Annotated in this window: 11 protein-coding genes and 3 pseudogenes; 12 read left to right on the top strand and 2 right to left on the bottom strand. The window is 70.2% G+C overall.

Annotated features, from left to right (window positions below; genetic code table 11):
• The first annotated feature begins 135 nt into the window (after positions 1 to 135).
• On the top strand, positions 136 to 2,208 hold the full coding sequence (locus ACWGIH_RS35600; protein WP_453449490.1) for a tetratricopeptide repeat protein: 2,073 nt from the start codon (positions 136 to 138) through the stop codon (positions 2,206 to 2,208).
• 39 nt (positions 2,209 to 2,247) lie between these two features.
• Here the strand turns inward: ACWGIH_RS35600 and ACWGIH_RS35595 are convergent.
• Positions 2,248 to 2,439 (bottom strand): annotated as a pseudogene (locus ACWGIH_RS35595) (transposase); the annotation flags it as partial.
• A 3-nt stretch (positions 2,440 to 2,442) separates the two neighbouring features.
• On the opposite strand from ACWGIH_RS35595, the pseudogene ACWGIH_RS35590 reads away from it, so the two are divergent.
• A pseudogene (locus tag ACWGIH_RS35590) lies at positions 2,443 to 2,682 on the top strand (transposase); the annotation flags it as partial.
• Positions 2,683 to 2,716: 34 nt separating this feature from the next.
• A pseudogene (locus ACWGIH_RS35585) lies at positions 2,717 to 3,753 on the top strand (ISL3 family transposase); the annotation flags it as partial.
• Between the two features lie 89 nt (positions 3,754 to 3,842).
• Here the strand turns inward: ACWGIH_RS35585 and ACWGIH_RS35580 are convergent.
• Positions 3,843 to 4,583 carry an SDR family NAD(P)-dependent oxidoreductase gene (locus ACWGIH_RS35580; RefSeq protein ID WP_453449489.1) on the bottom strand — a complete coding sequence of 247 codons (741 nt, stop codon included), beginning with the start codon at positions 4,581 to 4,583 and terminating at the stop codon, positions 3,843 to 3,845.
• Between the two features lie 350 nt (positions 4,584 to 4,933).
• On the opposite strand from ACWGIH_RS35580, the gene ACWGIH_RS35575 reads away from it, so the two are divergent.
• The 9 genes from ACWGIH_RS35575 to ACWGIH_RS35535 all read left to right on the top strand — a co-directional run bounded on the left by ACWGIH_RS35575 (position 4,934) and on the right by ACWGIH_RS35535 (position 21,434).
• Positions 4,934 to 6,688, top strand: coding sequence for a non-ribosomal peptide synthetase (locus ACWGIH_RS35575; protein WP_453449488.1), 1,755 nt, complete (start codon positions 4,934 to 4,936; stop codon positions 6,686 to 6,688).
• Positions 6,689 to 6,882: 194 nt separating this feature from the next.
• Positions 6,883 to 11,658 carry an amino acid adenylation domain-containing protein gene (locus ACWGIH_RS35570; protein ID WP_453449487.1) on the top strand — a complete coding sequence of 1,592 codons (4,776 nt, stop codon included), beginning with the start codon at positions 6,883 to 6,885 and terminating at the stop codon, positions 11,656 to 11,658.
• On the top strand, positions 11,655 to 15,083 hold the full coding sequence (locus ACWGIH_RS35565; RefSeq protein ID WP_453449486.1) for a beta-ketoacyl synthase N-terminal-like domain-containing protein: 3,429 nt from the start codon (positions 11,655 to 11,657) through the stop codon (positions 15,081 to 15,083). The genes ACWGIH_RS35570 and ACWGIH_RS35565 overlap by 4 nt, the downstream gene beginning before the upstream one ends.
• A 78-nt stretch (positions 15,084 to 15,161) precedes the next feature.
• The gene (locus tag ACWGIH_RS35560) at positions 15,162 to 16,754 is read left to right on the top strand and encodes an amino acid adenylation domain-containing protein (protein ID WP_453449485.1); all 1,593 of its coding nucleotides are present in this window, start codon (positions 15,162 to 15,164) and stop codon (positions 16,752 to 16,754) included.
• Positions 16,755 to 16,759: 5 nt separating this feature from the next.
• A complete protein-coding gene (locus ACWGIH_RS35555) occupies positions 16,760 to 18,097 on the top strand; it encodes an MFS transporter (RefSeq protein ID WP_453449484.1) in 1,338 nt (445 codons plus the stop codon).
• Positions 18,098 to 18,140: 43 nt separating this feature from the next.
• Complete coding sequence (locus tag ACWGIH_RS35550; protein ID WP_453449483.1) at positions 18,141 to 19,193, top strand: MupA/Atu3671 family FMN-dependent luciferase-like monooxygenase; 1,053 nt, start codon at positions 18,141 to 18,143, stop codon at positions 19,191 to 19,193.
• Complete coding sequence (locus tag ACWGIH_RS35545; protein WP_453449482.1) at positions 19,190 to 19,792, top strand: flavin reductase family protein; 603 nt, start codon at positions 19,190 to 19,192, stop codon at positions 19,790 to 19,792. The genes ACWGIH_RS35550 and ACWGIH_RS35545 overlap by 4 nt, the downstream gene beginning before the upstream one ends.
• Entirely contained in the window at positions 19,789 to 20,652 is an 864-nt protein-coding gene (fabD, locus tag ACWGIH_RS35540) for an ACP S-malonyltransferase (protein ID WP_453449481.1), read from the top strand. Before ACWGIH_RS35545 ends, fabD begins: the two co-directional genes overlap by 4 nt.
• Positions 20,649 to 21,434 (top strand): thioesterase II family protein, encoded by a 786-nt coding sequence (locus tag ACWGIH_RS35535; protein ID WP_453449480.1) that lies wholly within the window; start codon positions 20,649 to 20,651, stop codon positions 21,432 to 21,434. Before fabD ends, ACWGIH_RS35535 begins: the two co-directional genes overlap by 4 nt.
• Positions 21,435 to 21,587: the final 153 nt, after the last annotated feature.

Genomic DNA, 21,587 nt, shown 5'->3' with positions numbered 1-21,587 from the left:
ATCGCCATCCCTGCGATGCTCTCCGGAGCTGTTGCGACCTCATGGTGGTTCATAGTGCCTACCACTGGGCTCGCCGCTATCGCGGGTACGTTCACTCCCGTCCTCGTGGCTGCCTTGCAGGGCAGGTGGGAACGGATGGAGGCACGGGACCTCGTCCTGATGCGGGACTGCGTGGCCTCACCGGGCGGACAGTTGCCCTTCGTTCGCGAAGCGACGGATCCGATCCTGCTGGGGGTACATCCCGCTCGGGACGTCGACAGGAGGGGACCCGAGGGTTTGCCCGCGGCGTCAGCGCATCCCCAAAATCCGGACGGGCCTCGGGTTCCGTCGTACATTCCGCGCGACATTCACCATCGGGTCGTCGAACTGGTGGCAGCCGGGGGGTTCGTGCTCTTGGTCGGCGAGTCCACCGCGGGAAAGTCCCGCCTGGCCTACGAGGCGATGCGGGCAGCCCTGCCCGATCATGTCCTCGTTGCTCCTCTGAGTCGAACAGCCTTGACTGCCGCAGTCGACCGGTCTTCCCGGCTTGCCCAGTGTGTGCTCTGGCTCGACGACGTCGAGCGTTTCCTCGGCCCCGAAGGGCTGTCGCGGTCGAGCATCGGCCGTCTGACGTCCGGAAGCGGCCACCATCGTGTCATTCTCGGCACTCTTCGCTCGTCGGAGATGACGCGATACATGTCCCACCCATATACGAGGTCGGCGGACGCCGCATCCCTCGCCGAAGCGCGCGAAGCCCTCGAGCAAGCCAAGCAGATCCGGCTGGCGCGCATGTTCACCGCAGAGGAGTGCGAGCGGGCACAAACCAGAGTCTGGGACTCGCGGATCGCCGACGCACTCGACCGCGCAGGCGAATACGGAATCGCCGAGTACCTCGCGGCCGGCCCGGAACTGCTCGGCGACTGGCACGACGCGTGGGACGTGGGCAACCACCCACGGGCCGCGGCACTGATCTCCGCCGCAGTCGACTGCCGACGGGCGGGTCTGACCCGTCCTCTCCCCCGACAGCTGCTGACAGCTTTGCACGAGGCCTACTTGCACGAACGGGGCGGTAACCGGCTGCGGCCGGAACCCCACGAAGACGCCTGGGAATGGGCCACACATCAGCGTCGCGCTACGACAGCGCTGCTCACCCCCATCGAAGGCCCGGTTACCACGGGCCCTGTGAACGTCTTTGACTATCTCGTGGATATCACCCATCTCGAAACCGCTCCGGCCAGACGAGTTCCGGATCGGGTGTTTTCCGCGGCCCTGGCACACGCAGACGCAAACGAAGCCGTACGCCTTGCGTCGACAGCCCACGAGTACGGCCTGTACGCCATCGGAGCACAGGCTTACAGTCACGCAGTCCAGGAGTACCGGTCTCGCCTCGGCGCAGCGCACCCCAAGGCATTGATCAGCCAGAGCAATCTGGCCATGCTGTTGCGTCAACTGGGCCGTCTCGAAGAGGCCGAGAGAGGCGCGCGTGCCGCGCTCCAAGACCTCCGAGTAGCCCTTGGCTGCGATCATCCAGAAACACTGACTGCGGCCAACCACCACGCCACGTGTCTCTTTGAGCTGGGGCGCCTGGAGGAAGCCGAAACGGCCCATCGATCCGTACTCGACGCTCGGCTGCGAGTAATGGGAGCCGAGCACCCGAACACGCTGGCGAGTCATGCCGATCTGGCCCTGGTACTGTGCCAACTGGGCAACCTGGATGAAGCCGAGGCACAACACCGCATCGCACTCGACACCCGCACCCGGCTCATGGGACCGCAACATCCGGACACCCTGAGCAGCCGTGGCAGCTTCGCCGGACTCCTGCGTCGCCTGGGACGGCTGGAAGAAGCAGAACGCGAGCACACCGCGGTGCTACAGGTCCGTCGGTGCACCCTCGGCGACGAGCACCCTAAGACCCTGACGAGCCGCGCCAATCGTGCATCGCTTCTGCGCCGGTTGGGGCGCTGGGAAGAGGCAGAGCGTGAGCACGCCGTCGTGCTGGAGGCGCGCAGGCGCATTCTCGGAGAAGAGCATCCCAAGACGTTGTCCAGCCGGAACAATTTGGCGCTCGTTTTGCGCGATCTGGGGCTGCTCGAGCAAGCAGCACGCGAACACCGAACCGTCCTGCAGCTACGCATCAGCACCCTGGGGCCTGAGCACCCCAAGACCAAAATCAGCCAAAGGCACCTGGCAACGCTCCTGGAATCTATGCACCATGGCGGTCCGTCCTGAAAGAGCGTTTTGTCGCGGCGAGGTTGTTTGGATCGGGGTTCAGGTGTCGCGCCAGTTCAGGGTGGATTCGTGAGTGAGTCTGCGGCTTATGAGATCGATCATTGCGATGTGGATTATGGCTTCGGAACGGTGGGGGTGGGTTTCGTAGTCGCGGGCCAGGCGGCGGTGATGCATGAGCCAGCCGAAGGTTCGCTCGACGACCCAGCGTCGCGGGATCACCTTGAAGCCTTTGACGCCCGCCTCGGCATCGACGTCCACCCCGTCCAACGCGACCCTGGCGTCAAGGGATTCAAAGTCGTACCGAGACGGTGGACCATCGAGCGCAGCATCGGCTGGCTCATGCATCACCGCAGACTCGCCCGTGACTACGAGACCCATCCGCACCGCTCCGAGGCCATGATCCACCTCGCGATGATCGACCTCATGGCCCGCAGACTCACCGGCGAGGCCACCCTCAACTGGCGCGGAACCTAGTTCGGGACCAAACACCAATCAACGGGCCAAACGCTCAGTAAGCCGCCGTCACCGCTACGCCACGATCATCACGGACGCCACCACCGGCAGGCGGTTGAGGTCCTGCCCGACCGCGAGGCCGCCCCCCTGGAGTCCTGGCTACGGCGAGATCCCGGCATCGAGGTCGTGTGCCGCGACGGCTCACAGTTCTATGTCGAGGCTGTCCGTCGTGCTTTGCCAAACGCGATACAGGTCAGCGACAGTTGGCGCTTCTGGCGAAATCTCTGCGACAAGGTCCGGCTCGAGGTCCGTGCCCACGCTGGCTGCTGGGCCACCGTCAACCCGCCCCGTCCCGGCGGAGTACGCGAGCAGACCACCCGCGAACGCTGGAACAAGATCTACAATCTTCTCGACCAAGGCGTCGGCCCTTTCGCCTGCGCCCGCCGCCTCGACCTGGCCCTGAACACCGTCAAACGCGACGCTCGCATGCCCGAACCTCAGGCTCTGCGCCTCACCCCCGCCTACCGGCCCACCCCGTGGACCCCTACCGCGACCACCTCCGCGAACGACGCCGGCCGATCCTGCGGTCCCCGTGCCCCACCTGCTGTGGGGGATCCGCGAGCTGGGCTACACCGGCGGCGCCAACCTGTTGGTCCGCTATCTCAACCAGGGCCGCGCCGAGGGCGGCCGCCCCGTCACCACCCCGCGCTATGCCAGCCGACTCCTGCTAACCGATCCCGGGAAGCTCCGTCCGAAGGAGAGGGCCTTGCTGGAAGAGATCACCGCGGCCTGCCCGGAGATGACCCAACTCGCCGATTTCGTAAGCGGCTTCGCTGCCCTGCTGAAACCGGCCGAGCGTAACGACGTGAAGCTCACTGAGTGGATCACGACCGTCCGCGCCGCAGCCCTGCCCCACCTGCGCAGTATCACCAACGGGCTCGAGATCGACCGGGCCGACGTGGACGCCGGACTAACCCTGCCTACCACAACGGCCGCACCGAAGGCGTCAACACCCGCACCAAGCGGATCATGCGGCAGATGCACGGACGCGCTGGATTCGACCTCCTCCGCCACCGCATCCTCCTGCCCTGACAGCTACTCGGCGCTACCACCGACTACGGGCCAGACCCGTTACTTTTACAGCCCCGGTCACGGCCTGCGGCGAGTGAGATGGCTGCGGATCAGACGATGTGGCGGCCGCCGTCGACCGTGATGACGTCACCTGTCGTGTAGGTGGCGCGGATCAGGTAGTGGACCGCCTCGGACACGTCCTCGGGAGTGCCCACGCGCTTGAGCGGGGTGTTGGCGGTGATCCAGTCGCGGGAGCTTTCCCAGACCTCGTCGGCCTCGGCGTACCAGGCGGTGTCGACAAGTCCGGGGGCTACCGCGTTCACACGGATATCTGGGCCGAGTTGGGAGGCGAGCAGACGCGTCATGTGGTTGAGTGCGGCCTTGCTCACGGCGTAGGGGATCGAGCTGCCCAGGGCGCGGGTGGCCGACACGGAGGAGATGTTGATCACCGAGGCGGAGCCGGAGGTGCGCAGGTGAGGAATGGCGGCGGTGGTCAGCTGCCAGGCGCCGAAGACGTTGACGTCGAAGATCTCCCGCCAGGCGCTGATGTCTGCGCCCTCAAGGTCGTTCAGTGGGATGAAGCGTGTCGTGCCCGCGTTGTTCACCAGGATGTCGAGGCGGCCGTATGCGTCGATCGCTGCCTGCACGATGCGCTGGGCGTCCGCGGGGTCGGCCACATCACCCTTGACGTACACGGCGTCCGGCAGCGACGACGCGAGTTCCTTGCCGGCGGCCTCGCTCCTGGCGGAATTGACGACTATTCGCATTCCTTCGTCGGCCAGTCGGCGGGCAACGGCCGCGCCGATTCCAGATGACGACCCGGTGATTAGTGCGGCGCGGCTCTCGGTCATTTCCGTCCCTTGTTTTGCTGTTGACATGATCAGGAGGCGGATCATAGCCTACCGTCAGACGGAATAGATATTCCGCATTGCGGAAGTCTATCGGTGAAGAGTGTCCCGTTCGGGCAGCGTCGCCCCATTTTCTACCGGACCCTTCCCCGCGCCCCGGGACTCTTGCGCCACGGGTGATCCGGCGTTCATTCATGCCCTGGGAGAGAGCGTCCTCTGCCCGGGTAGGGCATTCGCAGCAAATTTGGGGGAGATTCATGCCGTCGTGTCCTGTGGCTGGTTTGCGCAGCGGTACCGGGGGAGTGCACCGTCTTGTCGCCGAGCGCATGAGGGACGGCTCCGCAACCTTGTCCGTGCGTGAGGCACTGACCGGACGTGAACTCAGCCGCGAAGAGGTGTGGCGGGAGGCCGGCGTTGTGGCCGCTCGGCTTGCGGGACGCGGGATCGGCACCGGTGACGTCGTCGCGCTCGACCTGAACCGCAGCGCGGATCTCATCGTCGCCGCGCTGGGGGTGGTCCGGGCCGGGGCCGCCTATCTCCCGGTGGATGGCCAGGCGCCGACCGACAGGGTTGCCACAATTGTTCAGGACGCCCGAGTGGCGGCCATCATCGTGGGCCGGGGCGAGGGATACCGTGACCGGCCGCTGGGAGCTGACGCTGGTGTGCCCGTCCTGACCATCGGCGACGGGGACGACCCGTATGGGGCGCTCGACGCCCCCGACGTCACCGTGGCCGACGACGCCCCGCTATGCGTGGGGTACACCTCGGGCTCCACCGGTGTTCCCAAGGGTGTGGTCGTACCCCACGGGGCCGTGCACGACCTGGTGGCCGACACCGCACAGCCCGGCGCAATCACTTCCGGCGACCGAGTCGGGCAGCTCGCCAACCCGGCCTTCGACGCATTCACCTGGGAGATCTGGGGCGCCCTGACCACCGGAGCACCGCTGATCGTGCTGCCCACCGTCGTCGAGACCGACCTCGAGCGATGGGCAGGCCTCCTCGTCTCCGAACGCATTTCCACCGCGCTGCTGACCACCTCGCTCTTCCATATGGTGGCCCGCGAAGCTCCTGCGGCGCTCGGTTCCCTGCGCCAACTCCTGGTGGGCGGTGAGCAGATGGACCTGGCCGCTACTGAACGTGTGCTCGCCGCGGGCGGGCCCGAACTGTTGCTCAACATCTACGGGCCCACTGAGACCACCGTGTTCGTCACGACGTTCACCTGCACACCGCGAACGCTGGCGGGGCGTACCCGGATCCCGATCGGGCAGCCGGTGCGCAGCGTGGCGCTGCATGTGCTCGACGAAGGGATGCGCCCTGTCGCCCCCGGCGAGACGGGTGAACTCTGTGTTGGTGGCCCCTCGGTGACCAGCGGCTACCTGCACAACCCCGAGCGCACCGGTCGCTCCTACGTCACGTACACGGCGCACGATGGCGCCACCGAAACCATCTACCGCACAGGTGACCGCGTTCGACAGCTGCCGGACGGTCAGTACGAGGTCGTCGGCCGCGCCGACCGGCAGGTCAAGCTGCGCGGCTTCCGTATCGAACTGGAGGAGATCGAACAGGCCGCCGTCGCGACCGGCCGGATCGAGGCGGCCTTCGTCGAGAAGCACGGCGAGGGGCACACCGCCCGCCTGGTGGGCGCCTTCCTGCGCCCTGCGGTATCGGGGGAGGCGGCAGCCGGAGAGCTGGCCGCAGCACTGGCGGAGCGGCTGCCCGCCTATATGCTGCCCGCCCTGTGGGTGCCGCTGGCCGAGCTGCCGATGGGTTCCACCGGAAAGGCCGACCGGACCCGTATCAAGTCCGTGCTGGCCGAGGCCGCCGAAGCTGGCGTGACCACCCCGGCGGCTGCCGAAGAGCCAGCCGCGACCAACCCGGCCGGTACGGTCCTCGCCGAAGTATGGGCCGAACTCCTCGGCCTTCCCGGCCCGTCGGCCGTGCAGGCCACCGACGACTTCATCGGCCTGGGCGGCAACTCGATCCTGGCGACGCAGGCGGCGTTCCGCATCGGTGAACGCCTGGGCATCCGCCTCGACCCCACCGACGTGCTGCTCACGCCCAGCTTCGCCGAGCTGGCGGACCAGCTGGGCCGAGCCTCGAAGGTCTGAATCCGACCAGCCCTCAAGCACAGACGTCCGCCACCTTTCCCGGCCGCGGGCTCCCATCTCATCGCCCAGCCGCGGATCTGGCCGTACGGGCCGGACCGCCATGTGGGCGTGCCGGCGAACGGCCGTACATCGGCCCTGCAGCCCTCCCGCCGCATTGCCGCACTTGCCCTGAACCATCGTTAGGAGAACCACTGATGGCGCCTGAGCGCCCACCGGCGCCCGCACGCCGCGAGGTCACCGGCACCCCCCTCTCGCAGGCCCAGGAACGGCTCTGGTTCATCCACCAGGCGGCCCCCGAATCCCCTGTCTACAACGTGCCCCTCCTCACCCGCTGGCATGAGCCGATCGACCTCCCCGCTCTGGCGCGTGCGCTAGAAGCACTGGCTGCACAGCATGCGATCCTGCGCACCACGTACGCGATGCGCGGCGGCTGCCCAGTGCAGGTCGTCGGCACACCCGGTCCCGTGCCGCTGGAGGTGGTCGCCGCCGCGGCACCGGATCCGGACGAGGTGGCGCGCCGCGCTCGTGTCCCCTTTGCGCTGGGAAGCGAGGCGCCGTGGCGCGCCACCGCATGGCAGCACGCGGACGGCGGGCACGGCACCCTGCTTTTGAACATCCATCACATCGCCGTCGACGGCTGGTCGTTGCCCGCCCTCTACGAGGGCCTGGCCTCGGCGTACGAGCAGGCACTGGCCAACGCGGACCGGATCGACCTTCCCAAGCTCCCTGTGCAGTATGCGCAGTTCGCCCTAAGGGAGCGGGAAGCCTCGACGGAAGACCTACTTGAGGAGTTGGTCGCGCAGCGGGCCCTCGCCCTGGCTCCGGCTGCGGGCCGTGACCTCGCGCTCGGCCCGTGCCAGCCGCGGCAGCGGGCATTGGAGGGTGACCGGGAAGGGGCGCAGCACCGCTTCACGCTGCCCGCCGAATTGGCGTCCGCCGTGACGGACTTGTCGCGCACCTTGAGGGTCACGCCCTTCGTGGTGCTCTTCGCCGCGTTCCAGGCCGTGGTCCAGCGGTGGAGCGGTCGGGAGCGGTTCCTGCTTTCCACCGTCGCGGCGAACCGGCCGAGCGCCGATGTGGAAGGCCTCATCGGGTTCTTCGTCAACGCCGTCCCGCTGCTGTGCGCTCCCGACCCCGAGGCCGGGTTCGACCGGCTGTGCGCCGACTCACGCGCAGAGGCCCTCCGCGTCCTGACGCACCAGCGGATTCCCTTCGACAAACTCGCCGCGCGCCTCGGCGGCGAAGGGCTCGCCGACGTGGGCTTCATCCTGCAGAACGCCCCAGCCGCAAGCACCGGCGGGCGGTGGGCGCCGCCCGAACTGCTGCCGACCGGCACGGCCAAGCAGGACCTCTCGTTCGTCCTGGAATACGCGCCCGGCGGCGGACTGGCCGGCACGGTGGAGTACGCCACCGACCGTTACTCCGCCGCCACGGCCCGGCGCATCGCCGAGAGTTACGCGGCGCTGCTCACCGCGGCCGTCGCTGCACCCAACACCCCGGTCAAGGAACTCCCCGTCACGCTGCGGGCTCCCGGCGCGCTGCCGCACGGAGTCCTTGTGGGACGGGCCGCCGCCCCTTTCCCGGCCGTCACGGTCGCCGAGGCACTGGAGTCGGCGCTCGCCGCCGCGGACCCCGAGCGGATCGCCGTGGAGTGTGCGGGCGGCAGCCTGACCTGGGGTGAACTTGCCGACTGGTCCGGTGCGGTGGCCGCGCGCCTGCGTGCCGAGGGGGCAGGTCCCGCAACCTGCGTTCCGGTCCTCGCCGCCCGGGGCCCGGCTCTCGTCGCCGCATGGGTCGGGGTGCTGCGATCCGGTGCGGCCTTCGTGCCGCTGGCCATGGACACCCCCGTGGCACGGATCGAGTACATCCTCGAACAGACCGCTGCCAACACCGTCCTCGTCTGCGCCGCAGGCGCCGACCTGCTCGCCCAGCTTGACACCCTCGCCAAGCCGCAACTCCTCGAGGAACTCCAAACACTGCCAGGCGAATTCACCCCGCCAGCCACCGCACCGGGACCGGACGACCCTGCAGCGGTGATCTACACCTCCGGAACCACCGGCCGCCCCAAAGGCGTCCTCGTGCCGCACCGCGGTCTGCTCGCCACCGCCCTGTGGTGGGGTGACGACTGCGGTCTCGGCCCCGACGACCGGCTGCTCCTGACCGCGGGCACCGCCTTCGACCCTGCCGCTTTCAACGTCGTCGAGACACTGCTCGCCGGCGCCCGCCTCGTCGTCGCCGACGATGTGCAGCGGCGTGACCCGCGCGCCCTGTTGAGCCTGGTGCGCGGTCCCGAGGGCGCCACGGTCGCCGGATCGCTCACGCCGAGCCTGCTGCACGCGATGCTGGAGGCCGACTCTGGTGGCGCGCAGGGCAGTTCACTGCGAGTCGTGTACTCGGGCGGTGAAGCCCTGCCACAGCGCCTCGCCACCGAGTGCGCGGCGCGCTGGGGCGCGCGAATCGTCAACGTATACGGCCCGACCGAGGCCTCCTGCAACAGTACCTACGCACCGGTCGATCCCGCCGCGGACGAGACCCCCGCCATCGGCGTGCCGCTGCCCGGAATGCGTGCGTACGCTCTTGGCCCGCACGGCGAGGAACTGCCACCGGGGGTCCCTGGTGAGCTGTATGTGGCAGGTCCGGGTGTGGCGCTCGGCTACCTCGCGGCGCCCGAGCAGACTGCCACGGCCTTCCTGCCCGACCCGCACGCCGAGCGGTTCGGTGCCGGTCCGCAAGCCCGTATGTACCGCACCGGCGATCTGGTGGTGCTGCGCGATGACGGCCAACTCGGCTATCTGGGCCGCGCCGACGACCAGCTCAAGATTCTGGGCAACCGCATCGAGCCGACCGAAGTCGTCCGCCTCATCGAGGAGCATCCATCCGTCGCGATGGCCGCAGTGCACGCCGCCGGATCACCGCCCGTGCTGGTGGCTTATGTGGAACTCGCCTCCGGCGCCGAGCCACCCACCCGCGAGGACCTGGTCAGGCCACTGCAACGCTGGCTGCCGCCTGCAGTTCTGCCACGCGAGGTGTACGTGGTCGACGGCCTTCCACGGACCGCCAACGACAAGGTCGACCTCGAGGCCCTGGCGGCCCGGCGGGACCGGCCGCTGTCCGCGGCCGAGGAGAGCGGACCCGTCGACCTGACCCCGATGCAGCGCAGAGCAGCCCTTCTGATGACCGACGTGCTCACCCACAGCCGGGGCGCGGACCGCGGGAGCGCGCCCTGCGAGCCCGAGGCGCTCCCCGGCCCGGACGCCGACTTCTTCACCCTGGGCGGGCACTCGCTGCTGGCCGTACGGGTCATCACCGAGGCCGAGCGCCGCTACGGGACACCCGTGGCGCTGCGCACCTTCCTCGCCGATCCCACCGTGGCCGGTCTTGCCCGCGCTCTGGAGAACGCGACGCCGGCCGGTGACAGCGACATCGGGTTCGACCCCGGTGCCGAGCACCCCGCGAGCCCCGTGCAGCAGCGGCTGTGGTCCCTGGACCGGATGCGGAACGTGCGGACCTCGTATCTGGCGCCCGGCGTCGTGGAGTTCGACGGGCCCGTGGACCGTCCGCTTCTGACGGAGGCCTTCGCCCGCGCCCTCGCTCGCCATCCGGGACTGCGCTCACGCTTTCGTCTGGACACCAGAGCCCGCCGGGTGGTTTACCGCACCGACGGCCCGCCGCCGCAGGTCGCCTCGGCCGACGCCGCCTTGTGGAACGAGGCGGAGCGCGAGGAATACCTCGCGAAGGTGTGCTGGACCCCTTTCAACCTCGCCGCCGAAGCCCCCGCGCGGGGCGCGATCGTGGAGCTTGGGCCCGAGCGGACCCTGCTCGTGTACGGGGTGCATCACCTCGTCTCCGACGGCTGGTCCCTCGACCTCGTCCTGTCCGACGTGGCCGAGCTGTACCGGTCCCTGACCCATGGCACGGAGCCGAACCTGCCGCACGCCGGTCATCCCGCCGCCCTACGCGAACCGGCAGCTCCCGATGCAACAGCGCTGGAACACCTGCTTGCCTCCCTGCGCGAGGCGCCCATCGATATCGAGTTGCCGCACGACCGGCCTCGCGGCACGTTTCAGACCGTCGAGGCGGACCGACGGGAACTCGCCCTGCCCGCCGATCTGGCCGACCGGCTACGGGGTGCTGCGGCCGAGCTGCGCTGTACGTCGTTCATGCTCGGCGTCGCCCTGCTCGGGGCGGCACTCGCCCGGCGTGGTACACAGCGTGACTTCCTGTTCACGTTCCCCTGGGCGGCCAGGGACGGCGCCGCCCGAGCCTCCACCGTCGGCATGTTCGTCAACACCCTCATTGTGCGGGCCGATCTGACCGGCGAGCCGAGCTGGCGTGAACTCCTGTGCCGCGTACGCGAGTCCGCACTGTCGGCCTACCGGCACGCCGACACTCCCTACGACCTGATCGCCGCAGCGCTGCAGCCCGACCGGGACCTCAGCCGGCCCGCCGTCACCCCCGTCTACCTCACCGCGGCCGACGAACCTCCGCAGCCGCCCGCGCTCGGCGAGGCGATCCGCGCACGGTTCGTGACCCCGCCCCGCCTGAAGTCCAAGTACGAGCTGGAGCTGACCGTCACCAGTGGACCGGGCCGCTACCACCTCTCCCTGACCTACCTCACCGCCCTGTTCGACGGTGCCACCGCCGAAGGGCTCCTCACCGACCTGGCGCAAGCCGCCGCCGACCTCGCCGACGATCTGGAGAACCCCGTGCTCACTCCCGCTTCCGACACCCAGCAGGCACCCCCCGTCGACCTCACCGACCAGGTGGCTGCCCTGTGGACCGAGGTCCTCGACGGCGCCGAGGTCGCCGGGGACGTGAACTTCTTCGACGCCGGGGGCGACTCACTGCTCCTGATGGTCCTCATGGAGCGCCTGTCCGAGCTCACCGGCCGGGACCTCGACGCCGCCGACCTGTTCGAACACAGCAGCATCGACGCCCAGGTGGCCTTCCTCGAGGAGGACTCCGCGTGAGCCACGACGGTCCCATCGCCGTCATCGGCATCGGCTGCCGCTTCCCCGATGCCTGGAGCCCGCAGGAGTACTGGGCCAACATCTCCGCGGGCCGGGTGTCGGTCCGCGACCTCGATCCGGCCGCGCTCAGGACTGCCGGTCTCAGCCAGGAAACCCTGGACGCACCTGACTTTGTCAACCGGGCGGCGTCCCTACCGGACGCCGGCGCCTTCGCCGCCGACTTCTTCGGCTACTCACCGGCAGAGGCGGCGGCCACCGACCCGCAGCAGCGGATCTTCCTCGAAGCATGCTGGCAGGCGCTCGAATCAGCCGGACATGCGCCCTCGGGCGGAAGGCTGGTCACGGGAGTGTTCGCGGGCGGCAGCCCGAGCACCTACATGGCCGCTCTGCAGGCCTTTCGCGCCCACACCGACGGGATCATGGGCGCCGTCGACGACGTCTCCCTGCACCTGGGCGGCCTGGGCGACTTCTTGCCCTCACGGGTCGCCTACAAACTCGGGCTGCGCGGCCCGTCCATCGGGGTCCAGACCGCTTGCTCCTCGTCGCTGACCGCGGTGCATTACGCGGTCCTCAGCCTGCGCGCGGGCGAGTGCGACCTGGCGCTCGCGGGCGGAGCCTCCGTCAACGAGCCGCTGCTCGGCTACCGCCACCACCCCGGTGGTCTGCAGTCCACCGACGGCTACTGCCGCCCCTTCGACGCGCGGTCGAGCGGCACCTCTTTCAGCTCCGGCGTCGGTGTCGTGGCGCTGCGGCGTCTTTCGGACGCCCTGCGTGACGGCGACACCGTCGTTGCGGTGCTGCACGGCACCGCCGTCGGCAACGACGGGGCGGCCCGATCCGGTTTCACCGCACCAAGCCCCTCGGGCCTGGCCAACGTGGTGGAGACGGCGCTGGGCGTCGCCGGGATCCGCGGCGATCAACTGCGCTATGTGGAGGCCCATGGCTCAGGCACACCGCTCGGCGATCAGATCGAACTGCGCGGCCTGACCGCGGGATTGCGCGCCACAGCGGACCACACCGACGCGCCCGCGGCATTCTGCGCGCTCGGCTCCGTGAAGGCGAACATCGGGCACGCGGGCCCGGCCGCCGGAATCGCCGGTCTGATCAAGGCGGTCGAGGTGGCACGGACCGGCGCGCTGCCGCCGCATCCGCTCTTTGAGCGCCCCCGCAACCCGGGAGTGCTCGCCGAAAGTCCGTTTACCATCAGCGCCGACGCGGGCCGGGTGGCGCCGCAGGACGAGAGTTACGTCCTGGTCAACTCGATGGGGCTGGGCGGCACCAACGCCACCGCGGTACTCGGCCCGCCGCCCGAGCCACAGCGCACCCGTGCCCCAGCACGTGACCGGGCACGCCTGCTGATCTCCGCCCGCACCGCGCAAGAACTGACGTGTCTGGCCGAGGAGTTGGCCGACACCCTGATGACCGATAGTGCCCCGGCGCTCGCCGACGCAGCCCACACCCTGCGGGTGGGCCGGACGGCACACGCCTACCGCAGAGTCATCGAAGCCCCCGGGGACAACCCGCGGGCCGTGGCCGCCGCGCTGCGCGACCACCCCCCGACCGACCCGGTCAAGGTCCTGCGCAAGGTAGTGCTCGTGCCGCCCGCCGACACCCCCGACCACCCGGTGCTCGCGCTGCTGGCCGCGGCCCTGCGCGGTCGCACGGAGATCGGCGTCCCCGGACAGCGACCGCGCGCCGACCGTTTCGCGATCCTGATCGGCCACGGCGAGCCGGCTCCGGATCGCCACGTGCTGCCGGACAGCGCCGGTGGCGTACGGCCCGAAGACCTGGAAGCCGCGCTCACCGCCGCCTGGCAGCGCGGCGCAGCAGTGGACTGGGAGGCGCTGCCCGAAGCCACAGGCCGTCGTGTGCCGCTGCCCACCTACCCCTTCACCCGCGGTCGTTACTGGGCCTTCGACACCCTGCCGCCGATCGCGGCTCCGCTCGGCGGGATGGCTCCGCAGACTGAGGCACCGGCCGAGCAGGAGAGCGAGGTACCGACCGGTGCCGACGCCGTGGAGCGCGAACTTCTGGCCATCTGGCGCCGGTTGCTCGGTCACGCACAGCTCGGCCCCGAGGACACCTTCGGCTCCTACGGGGGCGACTCGCTGACTGCCATGCGCATCGAGGCAGCCGTGCGGAAGTCCTTCGGCGTGGACATCAACCTCTACCGGGCGGGCGGAGCCGAGGCGACCGTTCGCCGTATGGCCGAGATCCTGCGCACCCCGACCGCCGCCGCACAGACGGGCGACGGTGGCGATCTCCTTGGTGCCGACCTCGCGCTCGACCTCGGCACACCGACTGCGCCCGCAGCCCGCGCCGGGGCCGGCGGCACCCTACTGACCAGCACCACGAGGTTCCTGGACACCTTCGTCCTGTACGAACTGCTGCGCAGCACCGACGGCCTGGTCCACTGCGTCGTCCCCGTGGACGACGAGGACGAGGGCCGCGCCTTGCTGCGTGCACGGGCCGCCGCCTGTGCGCTGCCCGAACCCGACCCGCAGCGCGTGGCTCTGCTGCCCGCGGGTGCCGTCGAGGAGCGAGACTGGACCGCGTACGACCCGCGGCTCGCGAGCCGGATCACCCGTGTGGTGCACACCTGTGCACCCTTCGGCCTCACCGGCACCTACGACCAACTGCGCGAGAAGACCGTGCTGGTGACGGCCTCCCTGCTGCGCTGGATGCGGCAGCACGGCATCGAGGACCTCACGGTTCTGTCCACGCTCAGCGCCTGCGGTTCGGGTCTCGGGGAGCAAGCCCGGATCGAGGAGAGCCGGGAACAGCCGCTACGGCCCGGCATGCCCGGCGGCGCCGTCGCCGCCTGGGTCGGCGAGCAGCTCGCCGAACGAGCGGAGCGGGACGGCATGCGGGTACGGGTCTTTCGCACCGGTCTACTCCTTGGCGCGCAGAACAACGGAGCGTGTGACCCCGACCACCCGCTGTGGAGGCTGATCGCCGGTTCGCTCGCCGCGGGAGTCCACCCGCGCGATGACCGCCCGCTCGCCGTGAGCCCCGTGGACCTGGCGGCCCGTGCCATCGCCCAGCTGGCTCTGTCGCCCGCGTCCGAGGGACGCGCGTATCACCTGGTGGGGGAGGAGACCCTCACCACACAGCGTCTGTTCGACCTGCTCGCCGGCGTCGACCGGCCCACCCGCACGGTCACTGAGCGCGCGTGGCAGCGGGCCGTCGCGCTGCGCGCCCTCGACCGCGAGAACGAAGCGCTCGATCCGCTTGCGATCCGGGACCTGGGCCGGCTCGTGCTGGGCGCGTCCAGTGTCGAGGCACAGGCCTGGCAGCCCTGGCTCAAGGCCGCGGGCCGCGACCCGCGCCCCGGCGCGGACACCCTGCTGAGCAGCCTCGCTTTCGCCGCGGCCCGCCGACCGGGCTACGCGGAACTGCTCACCACGGCCGCCGGAGCGAGCTGACTGGCCTCCCGCGGGACCGAAGCGACAGCCCGGTCCGAGCAGACCACCCATGAACTTTCTGACGAAACAAGGATTTTGATGACCGACCCCCTCGCTGCCGTCCACCCGGCGGCAGACGACCGCACGCTCTACGACTGGTTCGCCGCTACGCTGGCGGACCACCCCGACGAGCCCGCCCTCGAAGTGCTCGGCACCACCTACAGTTACCGCGCACTCGACGAGCGTGCCGCCGCCGTCGCCGCGACCCTGCTCGCGGCGCACGGCGGGAGCGCACCTACGCGGATCGCGCTGCTCGCCTCCCGAAGCCTGACCGCATTCGCCGGCTACCTCGCCGCACTGCGCCTCGGCGCCACCGTGACACCGCTCAACCCGGGCTACCCGGTCGCCCGCAACCGCGCGGTGTGGCAACTGGCCCGCGCCGACGTGTTGCTCGCCGACGCCGGCGGTGCCGCGCAACTGACCGTCGACGAGCCCGAGGTGACCGTCGTGCGGCTGTCCGAGGAGCAGACCGCTGCGCTTCCCGTGCCCGCCCACCTGCCCGAGCGCACCACGGCACCTGGCGACGTGGCGTACGTGCTGTTCACCTCCGGCTCCACCGGGCGCCCCAAGGGCGTGCCGATCAAGCACCGCAACCTCGCCCCCTACATCGTCCACAACATCGACCGCTTCGAGGTGGGCCCTGGCTGCCGTGTCTCGCACACCTTCGACCTGACCTTCGACCCGTCGGTCTTCGACCTGTTCGTCACCTGGGGCGGTGGCGCCACGCTGGTCGTGCCGCAGCGCAGCGAACTCCTCGAGCCCATCCGGTACGTAGAGGACCGGCGCATCACGCACTGGTTCTCGGTGCCCTCCGTGGTCTCGGTCGCGGCGAGCCTCGGCAAACTGCCCGCGGGCCAGGCCACCGGACTGCGCTACGGCATCTTCATCGGCGAGCAGCTCACGCAACGCCAGGCCCAGCTGTGGGCCGAGGCTGCCCCCAAGGCCCGGATCGAGAACGTCTATGGACCCACCGAACTCACCGTCGCCTGCACCGAGTTCCGCCTGGCCGCCGAGACCGCCGACTGGCCCGCCACGTCGAATGGCACCATTCCCATCGGCCCCGTCTACCCCTTCCTCGAGCATGTGGTCCTCGGCGAGGACGGCCTGCCCGCCGAGGAGGGCGAGCTGTGCGTCCGCGGCCCGCAGCGCTTCGACGGGTACCTCGACCCCGCCGACGACCACGGCCGGTTTCTCGCCCACACCCCGGGCAGTGGACAGCTGGCCGAGATCTACCAGGGCGCGGGCCCACTGACCGCCGAGCACTGGTATCGCACCGGCGACCGAGTGCGCTGGGAGAACGGCACCCTCACCCATCTCGGACGCCTGGACAACCAGGTCAAGGTCCGCGGCTACCGCATCGAGCTCGGCGAGATCGAATCCGCGCTGCGCCGCCACCCCGGTATCGCCGACGCGGTCGTCCTCGCGGTGCCGGGCCCGGCCGAGACCGAGCTGGTGGCCGTGCACACCGGTGGTCCGCTCAAGGCCACCGACCTCATGCTCTGGCTGCGCAAGCAGGTGCCGGTTCACATGGTGCCGCGCCGCTACAAGCACGTCGACGCCCTGCCCTTGAACCCCAACGGCAAGACCGACCGCCCGGCCCTGACGCGCCGCTACACCCCCGAAGGGAGCTGACTGGCATGGTCACCAACTTCGCCGCCCTGCTGCGCGATCTGAAGCCGCCATCGCCCGTGGTACGGGTGCTCGCGGTCAGCAACCTCGCCCGCACCGTCGCGAACGGCTTTCTGCTGTCGGTGAGCGTGCTGTTCTTCATCCGGGCCGTGGGCATCGATTCCGCCCGCGTGGGTCTCGGCATGACCGTCGCCGCGGTCCTCGCCATGCTGGCCAGCATTCCGGCCGGACACCTCTCCGACCGGCTCGGCTCCCGCAACACCTCGGTCGCCTTCGGCATCGCCCAGGGCATCGCCGTGTGCGCGTACGCCCTGACCGGCGAGTTCGTCTCCTTCCTCGCAGTGGTCGCCCTGTCGGCCGTGATGGACGCGGGCGGTGCCGCGGCCCGCGGCGCACTGATCGCCGAGGCGCTCCCGCCCGCCGAGCGGGTACGGGCCCGTGCCTATCTGCAGTCGGTCATCAACGTCGGTCTGTCCCTCGGCACGCTGGCGGGCGCCATCGCTCTTGCGGCCGACTCCGGTGCGCTGTACCGCGGGCTGCTGGTCGCGGCCGGCGCCCTGTTCGTGGCGGCCGGACTGATGTGCCTGCCGCTGCCCGCCGCTCGCGCGGCCGCGGCCGGACGCCCTGATGAGCGCCGCAATGTCCTGCGCGACACGCCCTTCGTGGTCGTCGCAGTGCTCAACGCGGTCCTGGTCCTGGGCACCGATGCCCTGCTCACGGTGGCCCTGCCCATCTGGATCGCCGAACGCACCGACGCGCCCGTGTCGCTCTACGCGGGCCTGATCTTCATCAACACGGCGATGTGCGTGCTGTTCCAGGTGCGGATGAGCAAGGGAGCCGAGGACATCGCGGGTGGCGCCCGCGCCATGCGCCGCTCCGGCATGCTGCTCGCCCTGTGTTGCGCCTGCTTCGCGCTGTCGGCGGGGCAGCCCGCCTGGGTCGCCGCGGTGTGTCTCGTGGTCGGTGCCGTGGTGCATGTATGCGGCGAGATGCTGCACTCGGCCGGCTCCTGGGCCCTGTCGTACGAGCTGGCACCGGCCGACGCACACGGCCAGTACCAAGGCATGTTCAATCTGGCCCAGCGCGTCGGCGCCGCCGTCACGCCCGCCCTGACCACCGCCGTGATCATCGGCTGGGGCTGGCCCGGCTGGCTTCTGTTCGCAGGCATCCTGCTCGCCGGCGGCCTGGCGACCCCGGCTGTGGCCCGCTGGGCCGAGCGCTCCCGTGCGGTCGAAGCAGCCGAGGAGCGGGGCGGTCTTGAGCAGTCCGTCGGCGCCGCGGAGCGCACCGGGCCCGCGCAGCCGGCGCCGTCCGCCAAGTCCGAGCAGCCCGCCGACGTGGCGTAACCCCGCCCAGGCCCGGCATTTGACCGACACACAGAGAGTTCCGATGGACTTCAGCCTGTTCTACTTCGGCAACGACAGCACAGCACCGGCCGACAGCGCGGACCGCTATGAGCTGGTGATCGAAGGCGCGCGCTTCGCCGATCGCCATGACTTCACCGCCGTATGGACTCCCGAGCGGCACTTCCACGCCTTCGGCGGCCTCTACCCGAACCCGGCCGTCACCGGAGCCGCCATCGCGGCCGTCACCAGCCGTGTCGCGGTGCGGGCCGGCAGCGTCGTGGCACCGCTGCACCACCCCGTGCGGATCGCCGAGGAGTGGTCGGTGGTCGACAACATCTCCGGCGGCCGCGCCGGACTCGCCTTCGCCTCCGGCTGGCACGCCACCGACTTCGCCCTGCGCCCCGAGACTTACGAGAACCGCCGCGACGTCCTCCTGGAGACCGTCGCTCAGGTCCGCGCCCTGTGGCGCGGCGAGGAGAGCGAGGTACTCGACGGTACGGGCGAGCCGCGGCGGGTGCGCTCCTACCCGCGTCCGGTCCAGGCCGAGCTGCCCGTCTGGATCACCAGCGCGGGCGGCGTGGAGACCTTCCGTAATGCGGGCCGGCTCGGTGCCGGTGTGCTCACGCATCTGCTGGGCCAGGACATCGACGAACTCGCCGAGAAGATCGCCGCCTACCGCGAGGCGTACGCAGGCCGCCCCGACGCCGACGGCTCCCGAGGGCATGTCGTCGTCATGGTGCACACCTACCTCGACCGTGATGAGGACGCGGTACGCGAGCTGGTGCGCGCACCCCTCACCTCCTATCTACGCACCTCCGTGGGATTGCTTCTGGGCTCCCAGGCGCACGGCCCCCGCCGGATCGACCCGGCCAAGCTGCGCGACAAGGACCTCGACTTCCTGGCGGCCCGTGCCTTCGACCGCTACTTCGAGGACGGCGGTCTGCTCGGCACCGTGCCGAAGGCCGCACGGATCGTCGAGCGCCTCGCCGCGATCGGCGTCGACGAGACCGCCTGTCTCATCGACTTCGGGCTTCCTGCGAAGACCGTCCTCGACGGTCTCGGCACGCTGGACGAACTGCGGAGGCTGACCGCGTGAGCGCGCCCGCACCCACCGCGGCCGCGAGGGCGGAGGAGACGGAGACACCCCGCCGTCGCTTCCGCCGCACGGCGGCCCGCTTTCCCACCGGCGTCACCGTGGTCACTGCGCTGGCCGAGGACGGCGAACCGCACGGGACGACCGTCAACTCCTTCACCACCGTGTCCATGGACCCGTATCTGGTGATGGTCGGCCTCGGCCTCGGCTCGCGGCTGCACGACCGGATCCTCGCCCGCGGTGCCTTCGCCGTGAGCGTGCTCTCCGACACTCAGGAGGCCGACGCCCGCTGGTTCGCCGACCCTGCGCGGCCGGCCGGCGCGGCCTCTTTCACCGGCCTTCCTTGGCGGGCCGCGGACCTCTCCGGTGCTCCGGTGCTGATGGAGGCGGTCGCCTGGTTCGACTGTACGGTCCACGCCACCCACGAGGCCGGCGACCACACGCTGTTCGTCGGCCGCGCGGAGGCCTTCGGTGTACTCAGCGACCGGCCCGCACTGACGTTCGCGGACAGCCGGTTCGTGTCGCACGAGACCGCCGACAGCCGCTTCGCCCCGCGAGACGCCGCTCCGTCCTGCCCCTCCGTACGAAAGGACCTGCCGTGACCCGAGTCCTCATGTTCCCCGGGCAGGGCGCGCAGCGCGTCGGCATGGGCGGCGCCGAGCTCTTCGACCGCTTCGCCGACCTCGTGGCCGAGGCCGACGCCGCACTTGGCTACTCGCTGCGCGACCTCTGCCTGACCGGCCCTCACCAGCGGTTGAACCGGACCGAGTTCACCCAGCCCGCTGTCTACGCGGTGAACGCTCTGTCCCTCGCGGCACTGCGGGCCGACGGCCATCCCGATCCCGACGCCGCGATCGGACACAGCCTGGGCGAGTACAACGCGCTGCAGGCGGCGGGAGTGTTCGGCTTCACCGACGGGCTGCGCCTTGTGGCCGCCCGCGCACGCGCGATGGCCCGGATCACTGACGGCGCCATGGCTGCCGTCATCGGTATGGACGAGGCCGTCATCCGGCTGCTGCTGCGGCGCGCAGGCCTGGAAGCGGTCGAAGTGGCCAACCTCAACACGGCCGACCAGACCGTGGTGGCCGGACCCGCGGCCAAGCTGGAGGCGGCCGCGGTCCTGTTGAAGGAGTCCGGCGCCCGGGCGGTGCGGCCGCTTAAGGTCTCAGGGCCGTTCCACACCACTCATATGGCGCCCGCTGCCCGCGAGTTCGGCGAGCTGCTCGCCCGGACACCGCTCGCAGCTGCCCGCTTTTCCGTGTACGCCAACCGCACCGCGCAGCCCTACTGCGCCGAGCACACGGTCCGGCTTCTGACCGAGCAGATCGATCATCCTGTGCGATGGCGCGAGACCGTCGAGCGGCTGCTCGATACCGACCCGGACACCGAGTTCCTGGAGGTCGGGACCGGCCTGGTACTCACCCGCATGCTCCGCGCGATCCACACCGAGAGGACCCCATGACGACCACCGCCGTCAGGGCCGCCATACGCCCCCGCCCCGTCGACGACCCCGCACTCAGGCTGTTCGTCCTGCACCACGCGGGCGGCTCACACCTCGCCTACACCGACTGGGTCGAGCACTTCCCCGATGACTGGGACATCTGCCTCCTGGAGGCGCCCGGCCGAGGACCGCTCAGCGGCTTGCCGGCCCGGGAGGACGCCGCCGCGCTGGCGGTGTTCCTGCTCAAGGACATCCATCCTCTGCTGGACGCCCCGTTCGCGTTCTTCGGCCACAGCATGGGCGCGCTCACCGCGTACGAGATGACGCTCCAGCTCGTCGAGCGTGGCCTGGACCTGCCTGTGTGGCTGGGCATCTCCGCCTGCGAGGCACCCTTTGATGAGCAGCCGCCCGTCGGCGGTGCTCCGCTGCACACCCTGCCCTCGCTGAAGCTCCGCTCGGCCCTTGCCGCGATGGGCGGGCTGCCGCAAGCGATTTTGGACGACGAGGACATCTGGCAGGTCTACGAGCCCCGGCTGCGTGCCGACTTCAAGCTGGTGGAGACATGGCGGCCCCGTCCCGAGGACCGCAGCCGCATCCCTGTCCCCTGCTCGCTGTTCGGCGGCGAGGACGACGATGTCGTCAGCCGCGCACAACTGCGCGCCTGGGGTGAGGGAGCCGACCGGCTGATCGGTGAGCACTTCTTCCCTGGCGCCCACTTCTACTGGGACCGGCAGATCCCGCTGATCACCGCACAGATCGCGGAGGAGGTCGACACGGCAGCGCCGGGCCTGTCTGGCTGGTGAACCACACCTCAACGGACTCCGCACACCAGGTCGCAGACGTAGGGCCTACGGTGCGACGGACGCGCCGACCACGGCCATGGCGGGCAGTGGTCGGCTCCGCCGCACAGGCGTCTCGCCCGTTTTTCGAACTGCACGTCGGTGGCGTGCACGTAA

This window comes from Streptomyces sp. NPDC054872 (assembly GCF_053610705.1).
Note: the sequence above shows the minus strand (reverse complement) of the source record. Positions and strands in the feature narration are given on the sequence as shown.